The sequence below is a fragment of the Candidatus Devosia phytovorans genome, from assembly GCA_029202405.1.
GTDB classification, from domain to species: domain Bacteria; phylum Pseudomonadota; class Alphaproteobacteria; order Rhizobiales; family Devosiaceae; genus Devosia; species Devosia phytovorans.
The window spans coordinates 3,475,626-3,489,306 of record CP119312.1 but is presented as its reverse complement, the minus strand read 5'-3'; the positions used below and the strand labels follow the sequence as shown (position 1 = coordinate 3,489,306).

General features: G+C 59.6%; 9 protein-coding genes. 6 read left to right on the top strand and 3 right to left on the bottom strand.

Annotation, left to right across the window (positions count from 1 at the left end; all coding sequences use genetic code 11):
- Positions 1 to 189: 189 nt before the first annotated feature.
- Positions 190 to 2,064, bottom strand: coding sequence for an AAA family ATPase (locus P0Y65_17025; GenBank protein WEK03875.1), 1,875 nt, complete (start codon positions 2,062 to 2,064; stop codon positions 190 to 192).
- Between the two features lie 279 nt (positions 2,065 to 2,343).
- On the opposite strand from P0Y65_17025, the gene P0Y65_17020 reads away from it, so the two are divergent.
- From P0Y65_17020 to P0Y65_16995, 6 genes are all read left to right on the top strand, one after another.
- A complete protein-coding gene (locus P0Y65_17020) occupies positions 2,344 to 2,586 on the top strand; it encodes a helix-turn-helix transcriptional regulator (GenBank protein ID WEK03874.1) in 243 nt (80 codons plus the stop codon).
- A gap of 757 nt (positions 2,587 to 3,343) precedes the next feature.
- Positions 3,344 to 4,132: a hypothetical protein gene (locus P0Y65_17015; GenBank protein ID WEK03873.1), complete on the top strand. Its 789-nt coding sequence runs from the start codon at positions 3,344 to 3,346 to the stop codon at positions 4,130 to 4,132.
- 279 nt (positions 4,133 to 4,411) lie between these two features.
- Positions 4,412 to 5,488 (top strand): DNA cytosine methyltransferase, encoded by a 1,077-nt coding sequence (locus tag P0Y65_17010; GenBank protein ID WEK03872.1) that lies wholly within the window; start codon positions 4,412 to 4,414, stop codon positions 5,486 to 5,488.
- Entirely contained in the window at positions 5,481 to 8,474 is a 2,994-nt protein-coding gene (locus P0Y65_17005) for an ATP-binding protein (protein ID WEK03871.1), read from the top strand. The genes P0Y65_17010 and P0Y65_17005 overlap by 8 nt, the downstream gene beginning before the upstream one ends.
- On the top strand, positions 8,471 to 10,162 hold the full coding sequence (locus tag P0Y65_17000) for a response regulator receiver domain (protein WEK03870.1): 1,692 nt from the start codon (positions 8,471 to 8,473) through the stop codon (positions 10,160 to 10,162). The genes P0Y65_17005 and P0Y65_17000 overlap by 4 nt, the downstream gene beginning before the upstream one ends.
- Before the next feature lie 279 nt (positions 10,163 to 10,441).
- The gene (locus P0Y65_16995; GenBank protein WEK03869.1) at positions 10,442 to 10,720 is read left to right on the top strand and encodes an HU family DNA-binding protein; all 279 of its coding nucleotides are present in this window, start codon (positions 10,442 to 10,444) and stop codon (positions 10,718 to 10,720) included.
- Between the two features lie 148 nt (positions 10,721 to 10,868).
- Here P0Y65_16995 and P0Y65_16990 read toward each other — a convergent pair whose 3' ends face one another.
- Together P0Y65_16990 and P0Y65_16985 are read right to left on the bottom strand one after the other, a co-directional pair.
- Positions 10,869 to 11,708 carry a hypothetical protein gene (locus P0Y65_16990; protein ID WEK03868.1) on the bottom strand — a complete coding sequence of 280 codons (840 nt, stop codon included), beginning with the start codon at positions 11,706 to 11,708 and terminating at the stop codon, positions 10,869 to 10,871.
- Positions 11,708 to 13,360 carry an AAA family ATPase gene (locus P0Y65_16985; protein WEK03867.1) on the bottom strand — a complete coding sequence of 551 codons (1,653 nt, stop codon included), beginning with the start codon at positions 13,358 to 13,360 and terminating at the stop codon, positions 11,708 to 11,710. The genes P0Y65_16990 and P0Y65_16985 overlap by 1 nt, the downstream gene beginning before the upstream one ends.
- Positions 13,361 to 13,681 lie beyond the last annotated feature (321 nt).

Sequence of the window (13,681 nt, the reverse complement as noted above, 5' to 3'; positions counted from 1 at the left end):
TCTTGGTTAATCTTCGGTATTCGCTCCGAATCCGAACGTTTGACGCGTTTTTGCCGAGAGCGGCATTCCGCTGCTTCCAAAAGTACGGCTGCGATTGCGGCCAAAGCTGCCATCGATGCCCGCCTCCGGATTCCCTCGTCGAATTCCTGCAGCGCGAAGGCCAAGGAGCGATCTATCCTTTCCGATGTGTCAGGCATGAAGGCGCTCCGCGTCTTTGACAACGGAGACGACTTCGAGGAAACGTCGACCGTCGATGACTCGCTCGACCTCCAATGTCGATGCGACGCGTAGTAAGGTAGACCGATTGGCCTCCAGCAATTCGCACACCTCTTCGAAGAGAGTTTTCATCTGCCTGTCGACCTCTAGCCGGACCGCCGAGGAGAACTTCAACGTCTGCCCGATCTCCTCGCTTCCCGCCTGGTAGATCATCGAGTCGGCGAAGCCGAAGCTCAGGATACAGCTGGCCAGAAGCTCCGTAACCCGAGCCAGGTCGCTGCCCAGGTCTCCTCCGCCGCCCGTGCTCCGCTCGCCGAGCACCACCATCTCGGCGGCCATTCCGGCCAGTCCCATCCTGGCTTGGTCGAAGAGTTCCGATTGCATGAGCAGGCCGGAGCGCAACTTGATATCCGTGGCTCCGGCAACCGAGCCGGATCGGATAGTCCCTACGCGCTCGACGCTGCCCACACCGAGTAAATGAGCCGCTACGGCGTGACCGGCCTCGTGAAGGCATACTCGGCGCAGGGTTGCCGGGTCTTCTTTGGTCGCGGGAACTGCCGACGAGCGGAGGTCAGAGGCGAGAAGCTCGACGCGTCCATCCGCCCGGGCCGCGGCGCGCGCGCCCTTGACCATGCCAGCCACCTCGGCACCGGAAATCCCGACGCAAAGTCGCGCGATCGCCGCCAGGTCCATATCCGGCAAATCGTCCCCGAGGTGTTGACGGAATATATGGGCCAGGGCGTCGGCATCCGGAGGATCGATCTCGAGGACTGGGCTGAGCCTGCCGGGGCGCGTCAGGGCGCCGTCCAGCCTGTCCGCGAAATTGGTCGCTCCGACAATGATCAGGTTGGAGACCTTACTTGTGGCTGCGCCGTCGAGAATGGTGAGCATGTGCCCGATTACCGGCGTCCACCAGTCGCGGTAACGGGAATCGAGGGTCCTTCGGTCCGGCAGGGCCTCCAGCTCGTCGAGAAATACGATGGCGGGACCGGCTTCGGCGGCCTGCCTGAAAAGCTGGTCCATCTGCTTTATGACGCCGTCCAGCGATCCCGTCCCTCCTGCGAACCACGACCCGACAGAGGATGCGAACAGGGGCAACCTGGCCGTCCTTGCCAAGCTTCTCATCAAGCTGGATTTGCCCAAGCCAGGCTGGGAGGCGAGGACGCAAGTTGCTTGGATCGCCGAAAACGGTAGTTTCCCTTCTCGCCAACTCTCCACGTCGGCTACGACGCGATTGGCCCAGTCCATTGCCTGGCCGTAACCTTTTAATTCGTGGAGATAGGGCGCGTCGGCCAAGCCTGGTTCGGGTTGATCGACCGCCGACATGGCGGCGGTCAGGCGTTCAACGCATTTCTCGGGCGAGCTGCCTCTGCGCATCGCCGCGCACAATGTCCCGAAATCCAGGCGCCGCCCGATGCCCGGAGGCAGGTCAGGCGATGGAAAGCCCGTTACCGCCTTTATCACGGCAGCTATCTCCTCATCGCCCGGGTATGGCATTTCCACCACGTAGTCCGCCGTGAACATGATCGACTTAGGCAGAGAGGTAGCGGCGGATGCAGATACGCACAGCACCCTGCCGCCAGCCGCAAGGTGCTTTAGGGCGTCGTCGAAATCGTCTCGAAAAGAAGGTTTCGGGGCGACGATTTCGTTCCATTCTCCCAGAAGCTTTGCAGCCGCGACCATGGGGGCTACCCAGTCGAAAGAGGGCACCTTGATGACGACGCACACCTTACCGGTCTCAAGGGCGACGCGGGCTTCGTCGCGGAACATGCGGTCGATCATGGCAAGCGCCAAAGCGGAGTCGGACGAGATCAGCTTCTTACCCAACGGGATGACGATCTCAGACATGTACGCCTCCGCTATGGAGGTCGGTGGTATTGTGGGGATTGGACGACAGAACACTCGTCTTCAACAGGCATGGAACGCTTCGCATGGATCCGTCCGGATTTCACAGGCAAGGACGTCATGCGGCATGAGCGGCATGCGAAGTTCGGACAAAGCCGATAGCCGACATGTATGAGGGCAATCGTGAGATACAAGTCTTTTGGTGAAAAAATCGCAAAATAGGTTGGATATGTTGATCTCGAGGACTACCTTGGTTCTGCGTCGGTGTTGAGGAGACGAAATTTGGCGTTGCCTAACTCTGCACAGATCAGAGCCGCCCGAGCACTGCTCGGCTGGTCGCAACCGAAGGTAAGCGCGATGGCAGGGGTCGCCGTTAACACTTTGTCGCGCTTCGAGTCGGGCCGTCGACCGTTGACGGATCGAACATTGCGCGACATCGAGCGGGTATTCGAAGAGAACGGCATCTCTTTTGCACGCAACGGTCGAACGGTCGTCGTCAGCCTGCTGCAGGCCGAGGAGGAGTGACGGAGCTGTTCCTTCTGTCGCCACCGGTCCTTGAACGGATTTTTCCGGACATTACTTGATGCACAAGACGGATCGCGACCCGTCGCTCCGCACGCCGAGCTTTCCGCGTGACGATGACCAACCCTGTCCAAGGGTTTATCATGCATCATCAACACCATCGATCCAGTTCGTCAATTCATCCCAAGTCCGAGGCGAGACGTGGCCGTTTTGCTACTTCTCGGCGCCATTTCGCCAAACGTATCAGGCGTCGTGAAGAAACGGCATGGCGCGTCGCTCGTCAGCGCCGCGAGGGTGTCGAACATGCGTGACACGGAAATCGAGCACGCATTCGACGCCCTCTTGCGTGAGGGCGTCGAGCCCTCGGTCCGAAAAGTCCGGGAGCGCGCCGGGGGAGGTTCTCTCACCGATAGGCTCACCGGATTATGGAAGACAGATTTCTCCACGACCGTCGCGCTGCAACCTCGAATGCTTCACATCGGACGCCGCGAAACGGATCAGGGTGTTGGAGTAGCGACGGCATGTAGCCAACGGGTGAAATCCGCCGCTGGTTGACAGAAATCTTGGTTAAGCGCTCCGGCACCGTTCGGCCGCTTTATGACACCCGACGCGCGTCGCACCGCGGTCGAATCCTCCGACGATCAGCCTTGAAACACGATCTCGAAAACACGGCCGGAACAGGCTACCAACAGATCGACCCTGACGAATCCGCGTTTAAAAGAGTAATGGGGAGGTTCTTGAACATCCGGATTGCACAGGCATGGAAACATTGGTTCCCGTTTTGGTTTGGGACACTGGGTCGACCGAGTTTCTGGGTTTGGCAGCATCGGATTGGGTTGCCGTCGGCTCGGGCCTCGGCGGTGCTTTGCTCGGTTCGCTGGTGGCCGGCATCATCGCGGCCTGGTTGCAGGTAAAGGCCGCCGACCACGCACACAGACTGCAAATGGCGGCTATCGATCATTCCTCCAAGCAACACGAGATCGCTCGTATAGCTGCCGCTCGGGACAATGCGGTGCGTTTGATGATGAGGGCGTCGCAGATCCTGGTCCATATCAGGGCGACCGTAGACTCGCTGCATCGACAACTAGAGAATGCCAATCGTTATGGTCTCACTGGACACCCTATGTGGGCCAGAGTCCCCGGAATTGTAGGCAGCACGCGGCTTCAGCTCTTCGAAGTAGACGAACTGGCGCCATTTCTCGAAGCCCACGAGTTCGCATTGGTTTCCCGGTGCGTCGAGCTAGGTTTGCAGCACGAGGTTCTCGTGGCGAGTATCGATCAGTACAATCGTGTTCGAGCCAAGATGAAGGATCTGATCCCTCCAGACGCCCTCGAAGACGGAACGCTTTTCGACAGTGACAAGGAAAAGGTACTTGCGCGCCTAGTCCCTTATACTGCCGAGCTCAACGCTCTGATGGCTCAGATCAAGCATAGGTCAGAAACGCAGTTGAGCCGGGCGCGGGAGTTAAACGTCCTGATAGGCGAAAGGGGCGAAAAGCTTTTCGGACCCGGTTTTCCGCACGTAAATCCGGCGGAGATGGACGCTTGAGTGTGATTTATCTCACCGCGGTCTGACTACCGATATTGCAACGAACACCCTGGGTCTCCATACGGCGCGGTCACGACCTTGCAAGATTTCTGTTCTCGATATCTCACGGTCGGTATGCTCGGCAGCGGCAGGTCGCAATGGGCTGACGAGTTTCATGTTGCCGTCAGCTCGCACGCGTGCATTGCTGCATCGGCAGGGAGAAATGTTCATCAAATCAGTTTAATCGGATTCCCTGCCGGCAAATTGGCAAGTCATTGAATTCAAAATATATAGTCGAGAATGTCTGAGACCAAGCGTGTGCGGGACGCCGCTTCACTAAAAGCGGTAGATTTTTTCTGCGGGGCAGGAGGAATGTCCTACGGCCTGTCGCAGGCCGGGATCGAGGTGTTGGCCGGCATCGACAATGCCGCCGACTGCCAGAAAACCTATGAGGCCAACGTACCCGACGCCAAGTTCATTCGTCGCGATATTACCGGCCTGTCGGCTCCAGAATTGGGTAGACGACTCGGCTTGGAGATCGACGACCCGGACCTTGTGTTTTGCGGATGCAGTCCCTGCCAGTTTTGGAGCAAGATAAGGACCGACAAGACCAAGTCGCTCAAGACCGCGTTCCTGCTCAAGCAGTTTCAGAAATTCATCAAGCACTTCCGGCCCGGTTTTGTCGTCGTCGAGAACGTGCCCGGGCTCTTTCGTCGCACCGACGGCACCGTGCTCAAGGATTTTCAGGATTTCCTGCGCAGACTGGGCTACAATTTCGAGGACGGTATCATCAACGCCGGCCATTTCGGCGTGCCGCAGAACCGTATGCGATATCTTCTGATCGCTTCGCGGGTCACCAAAGTCAGTCCGTTGCCTACTGATGCGGGAGCTAAGCCACTCAACGTGGCCGACTTCATAGGTGTCGAAAACGGGTTTGCGCAGATCGGCCCGGGTCATCGGGATCAAACCGATTTCCACCATACGACGGCGGCGTTGTCCGAAAGAAATGTCCGGCGCATCGAGGCGACGCCCACCGGCGGCAACCGATCATCATGGGCGGGTGATCCGGACCTGCAGATCGACGCCTACCGCGACAAGGACCATATGTTCCGCGACGTGTATGGCCGCATGTCGTGGGACCGGCCCGCTCCGACGATTACGACCCGCTTTGTCAGCCTTTCCAACGGCAGGTTCGGCCACCCCGAAGAAAATCGCGCGATCTCCATCAGGGAAGGAGCTTCCCTCCAGACTTTCCCGGTGCAGTTTCAATTCCATGCTTCCAGCATCAACGCCATGGCACGGCAGATCGGCAACGCTGTTCCGCCGGCGCTGGCGGAGAGGATAGGCATGCACCTGAAGTCGGTCAGAAATGGCTAGGATCCAGACCCGCGCCAGAGCGGTCGACATGTTGGGAAGGCAGCAGATCGCCGGCGTGCAGAACGCAATGGTCGAGCTGTTCAAAAACGCTCACGACGCCTACGCGGACCGGATATCGATCGACTACTTCGAGGATTTCGGCGGTGAAAAGGACGGGTTCCTGGTCATCCGCGACGACGGCTTCGGAATGACCCAATCCGATTTCGTGGACAAATGGCTCGTACTCGGAACGGAGAGCAAAGCCGTATCCAGCGCCCCGCCGTACCGCCCGAAGGACGCGGAGCCACGACCGATCACCGGGGAAAAAGGCATCGGACGGCTGGCTATCGCTTTGCTGGGCGAGCAGACGATGGTCCTGACACGCGCCGAGCGTGCCGACGGCATCCATGATCTGGTCGTCGGTCTTATACACTGGGGACTGTTCGAGATACCCGGTCTCAATCTCGAGGATATCGAGGTCCCCGTCGAGGTCGTTTCGGGAGGTGGACTACCGGACGAACAGACGCTCGCGGGTATGAGAGCCAAGTTGAAAGACTGCGCGACGGCGATCAAGGAAAAGCATCCCGAAGCCGATCTCGATCGGATCATACGGCAGATCGATACCTTTCAGCCTGACCTGGCGAGCGTCTACGGGTATCTCGCCACGACGGAAGAACATCATCTGGGGCTCGGCGGATCCGCTACCGGCACGCACTTCTTGGTGGCGCCGAGCAATCCGGTAATCAAGTTGGAACTCGAGCACGAGGAGCGAGAGGACGACTACAGTTTCAGAAAGCACCTTCTCGGGTTTTCCGAAGGCGTGTTCGGTGCGGACTCCCGGCCTCGTATAACGACCTCGTTCCGGCGTTGGCGTCCCGGCGACACCCAGGGACAGGAACTGCTCGATCCTTCCACGTTCTTTACCCGCGACGAGCTACTGACCCAATCCGACCACTACCTTGAGGGAAAAGTCGACGAGTTCGGGCAGTTCAAAGGCTCTCTTCGGGTCTATGACAAGCAGTACGAAATCGTCATCCCTTGGGGCGGGGCCCAAGGACGCGTTACGAAGTGCGGACCGTTCGACGTCAACTTCGGATACGTCATGGGACGACCGACCGAAACGCTCATGCCCGCGGACGTCTTCTGGCGGCTCCATCAAAAGCTCAATCACCTAGGCGGCATCTACGTTTACCGGGACGGTGTCCGGATCTTGCCGTACGGCGATTATTCGTTCGATTGGCTCGATGTCGAGAAGCGCAGAAACAAGGGTGCGGGATACTACTTTTTCTCCTTCAGACGCATGTTCGGCGCGGTGCTGCTGACCCGTGAGCGGAACGTAGAACTGCAGGAGAAAGCTGGTCGAGAGGGCTATCAGCAGAACGAGGCCTATCGTCAGATCCGCGACATACTGATCAATCTGCTGCTTTATCTGGCCGCGGAGTTCTTCCGCAAGACGGGAGCGAACACGGAAGCTTTCGAAACCGCCCAGGCGGAGATCCGCAAACGATCGGCGGCGTTGGAACGGCAGCAAAAGCAGTCGAACACCAAGAAGCGCAATTTTACCCTGGCGCTGCAGTCCTTCTCCGAAGATGTGCGCTCAGGCCTTCCCACTACGGAGGCGGCCAACTTGATGAGGGTCACGCAGTCCAGGATGGACGCTGCCGCCAAGATCGTAGACCAGGACAAGGCCGCCGCGGCGCTCATCCGGGCGGAGCAGGAAGCGATAGGCTCGCTGGCCGAACTGCGGACGAAGTATACCAAGAAGCGTCCGTCGGGGGTTGCGCTAGGACGCGAGTTACAGCGCGACTGGGAAGCCTATAGCGTCGAGCGCCAAAGGCTGGAGACGGAGGTATTCTCGCCCTTCGAGGAGCAAGTCGCCGGTACGCTCGGTACGGTTGCGGAACAGGCGCGTGTATACGTCGACCAACGCAAACGTCTGGAAGAGCGTATCAGGTCCCTTGCGAACGAGCGTAAGAAGGACCTGGCGGAGGCGGTAAAGCAAGCGAACACCACTGCGACCGACACCCGACAGACCGTATTCGCCATAACGGAACGCGCCCGGCTGGCCTTGGACGAAACCGTGCGTGCCATCGAGGCGGACCTCAACCGCACCGACCTTGCCGGCATGGATCCCGAACGGGTCGACGACATGCGGCGACGTTGGGAAACGCAGTTGACGGAAATCGAAGGGCGTCACCGAGACGCGTTGATGGCTGCGCGCGACATGCTTGCGTCGCTTGCTGAAAACCTGCGTGCATCGGACGGCGAAGCGCCGGCCCAGATCATGGAGGCGATGGAAGAACGCATGCTCGCTCTCGAGGAGCAGGCCGACGAAGATTTCGAGATGGTGCAACTCGGCCTGGCGGTGGCAATCATTAACCACGAATTCAGCGCGTCGATAAAGCGGGTGCGCCGAAGTATCCAGGAACTCGGCCAGATCTCGCGGCGCAGCGACGGCATACGTCCTCTTTACGAGTCGATCCGGTCCAACTTCGAGCACCTGGACGGCCACCTCAATCTTTTCACGCCTTTGCAGCGACGACTGCAGCGCGCGGCGATCAAAATCGATGGCCGTGACATCCGGAACTATTGCAACGAATTGTTTTCCAACCGCCTCGAGCGACATCGGGTGGAGCTGTCGTCGACAGAGGCTTTCTTGGCCACCACTGTCGAATGCTACCCATCGACGCTTTATCCCGCAGTAATCAACGTCGTCGACAACGCCCTGCACTGGCTCAACTCTGTACCTGATGGCCGGCGGATCGAATTCCACGCCGATGAAAGCGCCATCTTCATCTCGAACAATGGACCGTCGATCGAGGGATTCGATAACGAACGGATTTTCGAACGCGGTTTCAGCCGGAAATCGGGTGGACGCGGCCTCGGCCTTTTCATTTCGGCAAAGGCGTTGGAGGCGGAGGGGATGGCCCTGCGCGTCGTGCAGCCACGCGCAGGCTTTTCAGTGACATTCGCCCTGATTTTCAGGGAAAACGGAGGACGGAATTGACGACAGTCCAGGAGTTCGCCCTCTCGGCGGCGCGCAAGTATCTGCAGAGCGTGGTCTTCGTGGACGACGAGATCTATGTCCGCGTTCCCGCCCAAGCCGTAAAGGATCAGGCGACGCCGGCCGCCGCGTCGATGCAGATTTGGAGAAAGCCTGTCGAACCCGAGGTCCAGAAGGTAATCGAGGTGGCGAAGGAAGACGTCGAAGCCGCCGCGGCCGCTATGGCCGCTAAGGCCGACGGCGGGGAGCTGTATCACCCCAAATTTCTGGTGGAATCCTTTGCCAAAGAACGGATGGTCTGTGCGCTGTACGAGCCGGCGGAAGACTTCAGGACCGATCCCGATTCCGAGTTGTTCAGGCTCTGCGAGCGCGCCGACGTCGTCATCCTCGACTGGGAATTCCACAAGGAACCCGGCACTAAGGTTTTGGGCCTCATTGCCGGCCTCGTCGCCTCGGCTCAAACCACCGTGCCGCACCACGTGAGACTTTGCGCGATCTATACCTCTACCCAAAACCTCAAGCACGTGGCCCAGCAGGTGTTCGACCACCTCAACGGGTTGAAGCTGGCAGTCAAAGTGGACGGCGCTTACGTGCTTAACGCAGGATCGTCCCGTATCGTCGTTCTGGGCAAGCCGACGACCGGCCGCCCCGCCGATCAGGTCTCGGATGCACAGGTCGCGGAAGCCGACTTGGCGGAGAGGATAATCCGCGAGTTCGCCAAGATGCATGAAGGCATTCTACCCTCGTTCGCCCTCCATGGTCTGGCGAGCGTCCGGACCAATACCAAGAAGATTCTCGACAAGTTCCGCCCCGAAATGGACGGGGCCTTTCTCGCTCATCGCGGGCTGGTGTGGCCGGCAGACGACGCCTTCGAACAGATACCCGAGTTGCTGGCCGAAGAAGCGTTGGCGGTGATGGTGGATACCAAGATCCCCGCCGGCCAGGCAACTGCGATGGCTAACAATGCGATCGACGCGCTGGGCGTCAAAACCGTATGGAACGACAAGAACGGGAAGCCGACCAAAGCCGGAGAATATCCTGTCCGGCTTCTCAAGGAAGGGCCGGCCGCCGTCCGCAAGATGGTGAAGTTGGACACAAAGGCTATAAAGAAGCTCCATCAGGAACTCGACGCAGCTGGCACGAACGCGACCGAGCGCCTGGCTGCGTTGTTCGTGGCCCGCACCCAGTATGGAGAGGCGCGTTACCTCGAATTTGGCACGGTAATCCGATACTCCGTACAGGTGAAAGACGCGGCGGGAGTGGAACGGGATGAGCTCCGGTATGCAGTGTGCCTGATGCCGTTGTGCGACTGCGTTAGGCTGGACGACGGCAAATCCTACAGCTTCCCCTTCTGGGAACTTAAGGCGGTGGCGGGAAAAGGCCAGTCAAAAGGGGTGGTCATCGAACGGCCCGGCAGCGAGGGATTTATCGAGCTCTTCAGTTACGGAAAGCCGCGTGACCAGCTTTGGATGGAGAGGTTTGTCGCCGGCGGCGAACGCATGGTCGCCGCCACGAAAAAGGGGAACAAATTCGCTCTGGTCGGTGAATACCGCGAATGCGAGTGGGTCGCCCAGCTTAAACCTAGTCATGCGCAGCGGATCGCCCACGATCTCGGGACTTCTCTCGCTCGCGTCGGCGTCATCGAGGCCGAGTGGGTCAGACTGAAGGCGGACGGTGCCGGCGACGAATGACGCTTGCTTTTGCGTTGCCACATGGTCGGCCGTCAGTTCGCAGGTGTTCTTTTCCTTCAGATGGACAGCCGAGGGGGCACGCCATTTGAAGGATGTTTACCGAGTGGATGCGCAGACCGCTCGGCGCGATCGTTAAGGTCCGTTATTGGACGACCACGCGGGCTTTTTGGCGATGCCCGAACAACGCCGGTCGACCCATGGACAAATGTCGTGAAATGGTTGTCGACGTGACCGTCCTGGAATGATTGAGTGTGCCGCTAACTGACGAAGGAGAAGATAATGGCGACGACCAACGAGATCGCGGACAAGATTGCGGCTGAGCACGACTTGTCGAAGTCACAGGGCAAGGCGCTGGTAGACAGCGTCATCAAGGCAATAACCGACGCAGCAGTTGCAGGTGACGAAGTCTCGTTGCCGGGGTTCGGGAAATTTAAGGTCAAGGCTACGCCGGAGCGCGAAGGTCGCAATCCGTCTACCGGCGCCACCATAAAAATCGCGGCAGCGAATAAGATAATGTTCGCGCCGGCCAAGGCTCTCAAGGACGCGCTCAACAAATAGCGTCTGTCAGGTCGGCTTGGCGCCAACCTGAACCTGCATCCGCGATCCATCCGCCGCAAAGGGCGATTGTCGGATATCCGGACAGCATGTCGAGAGGCCGCAAACAAAGAGAACCGCGGGCGCCGGCATTCCCCCTTGGACGACAGGATCAAGGGTAGGGCGGTATAGGTCCGTTCGTCAGGTAATCGAGAAAGCCCGGATCGCCGATGGCGGCCGAGTAGAGGACATGGTCCCATCCGTTCGGACTGGGGTCGACGAAGTGGTCGGCGAAAAGTTGCAAGGAATCCGGCACGGACTGGCCGCTTTGCCTCGCCGACGCGCATAGCCGCACCAGCCTGGGAAACGCGGTCACGCAATATTCCTGGTATCTCCGGCCGATATCCAGTTCGCGTAGATGCCGGTCCACGAGCCGGGTCTCGTCGGACGACAGATGCGGGGACGGTACTATCTTGAAAGCCGGTGGGTCGTATGGAGCCTGTATCCGCAGATGCAGTACCTGCTGGGCTGCGAAGACGTCGAAGTAGGGATGGATGAAGAACCTGGGGTGTTCGGCATCGCCGGTCTTGCTTCCCTTTTCGGTCTGGCAGGCGTCGCACATCGGGAAAAGGTTGTGCGGCGTCACGCAGAAATGCGGAAACTGGGTCTTCGGCAGGTAGTGGTCCAATGTGTTGGGGCGGCCGGGCTCGCCGCAGGCCGGACACATGGTGAGCAGATGTGCGTCGAGGGTTTTCAGCATGCCGTGGTGCAGGGTGCCCAGGGCCGGCGAAGCGTAAAGATTGAGGAAGACGCCGCTGTTGTGCAGGATATCCGGCCAGCTCGGGACGTGTTCCGGCGAGCCTCTGAATTCGATGTAGCGCTCGGTCCGTTCTCGCCACTCTTGCCGGATGCTCTCGAAAAAGAGCTTGTTCTTCCCTTTGAGGCGGGCATCCACCAGAAGATCGAGGAAAGCGACGGAATCGAAATCCGGCTCCGGAAGATGCATGACCATCAGGCGCGGTCCATGGCGCGTATCTGCAAGATAAGTTCCTCGTTCACCTCGTCGCCCAGGGCGGCTATGAGTTCGGAGGCGGAGCGTGCCTCGAGCTGTGTCTCGATCCAATTCTGGAACGGTTTGGCTATCTTGCCGTCGCCGAAAACGTAGGACGATATCCTCTGGACGTCGCCGCCGAACGTCTGGAACGGAGGCCTGCGCACGAGCACGTCGTCCTCCGACCTCTCGAACACATGCACGCAATCGGCCGGAATCTCTCGAACCGTGACCACGGAATGCGTAGCGAGCAGGGCCTTGGAATTAAAGCGTTTCAGGATGCCCTTCAGCATCCCGACGAACTGGACTTCGAGCGTCGGGTGCAGGAAGAGCTCGGGCTCGTCGACGAGGATCAGGCTGTTGCGCTTGATCGCTCCAACGACGTTGACCACGAGGTAGGCGAAAAGCCGCTGACCGGAACTGAGCTCCACCGGCTCACCGTCCTTGAAAAACGCCACTCCGGAGTCGGTGACGACCGCATGCTTCAGCCGTTCCAGATCGAGGCCCGCGACGCGGGAGGACGATACCGGAAAATATCTGCGTTTCGGGTCGTCGCCGACCAGATAGCTGAACGGCGCCCGCGGTGCAGACTGCGGATCGTAAAGATCCTTCGCCCGCTTACCGAGATCCATCTCCAAAGCCGCGAAATCGAAGTCGATGGCGGTTTTGAGCACTTTTTCCACGGTATGCAGCTTTTTCGACCAGCCCCTGATGGCGCTGTACTTGTGGTCGTCCGCCAGGCAATCGAGCAACGAGCCGGCAGCGGCCTTGCGCGGAAAGTCGTTCGAGATGCGGATGCGCCCGGGCTTTCCGTCGGTCGTCACCGACCGTCCCCTGAACCCGAAGTAGCGATAGGCGTCGACGTCCTTGACCCGTTTGGGCGACAGATCGACGGGAAATCTCTCGAACGGGCTGTAGGAGACCACGACAATTTGGCTGAGGTTGGGTTTGTCGACGAAACCCTGGCCGCCGAACTCCCTCGATGCGGTCCAGTCCTCCACCATCTGGTGCAGTACGCTGGACTTGCCGTAACCGTTCGGCCCGATGAGGACGTTGATGTCGTGCGGCAGCGGGCTGTCGGACTGGAACCGCAACTCCAGGAGAGAGCGCTTGCCGCGAACGTTATCGAACCGGAACCCCATGTCGAGTACGGAAAGCTCTTCTCCCCGAAGGATTTTCCAGCTGTCGATGAACGCCTTGACACTTCCGCGCTCCCGCTGGAGCGAGTCCTTGAAGCCGGTCGACTTAGTGAGCGCGATCGCTTCTTCGTCCTCCGACACGTGCACCAGATAGCTCGCGTCGCGCAGCGCGGCGGCCACTTCGACGGTGCGGTCGATACCGATCGCCGCCTCCAGTTGCTGGTAGAACGTCACGTCGGACGGTACCGTGACATAGTCGATGCCGGGCGCAGGGAACACTCCGTCCCAGCCCTCTCCCACCAGGCGCCGCCAAGTGTCCGCGGTCGTCGTCTCGTCCTTGACCAAGATGCGCAGGGGAGCCAGATCCAGCGTCTCGCCGTCGGCCACGCACTTGGCGTGGAACGTCGTCTCGAAGCCGAAGTCGTCCCAGTTGTCGTGGAGCAGTTCGAGAAAATCGCCGGGCGGGTTCGGCATCGGCCGCGTACGCCGGTTACTCCTGCCTCTGTATATTACCTGCATCGTCGCCCCAAAGCCTCGGACTATCACTGATGCCCTTCCGAAAGCCTCCGATCAAGCCGCAATGACATCTCCATACTCGAGACCGAACCGACACGTCGGCCCGTCCGGTAGGGACCGCCGCGTCCAGAGCGGGCGGCGGAGGAGGCGGAGCCCTTCGTCGTCCGTCGGCTGCGGAAATCGCCGTACAAACCTGCGACGGGGGTTGCGCCGCGCCAAATCATTGGTACAAAGGTCTGTGAAAAATGTGCTTGCAAAGTATTGATTTTGCAGGAGTTT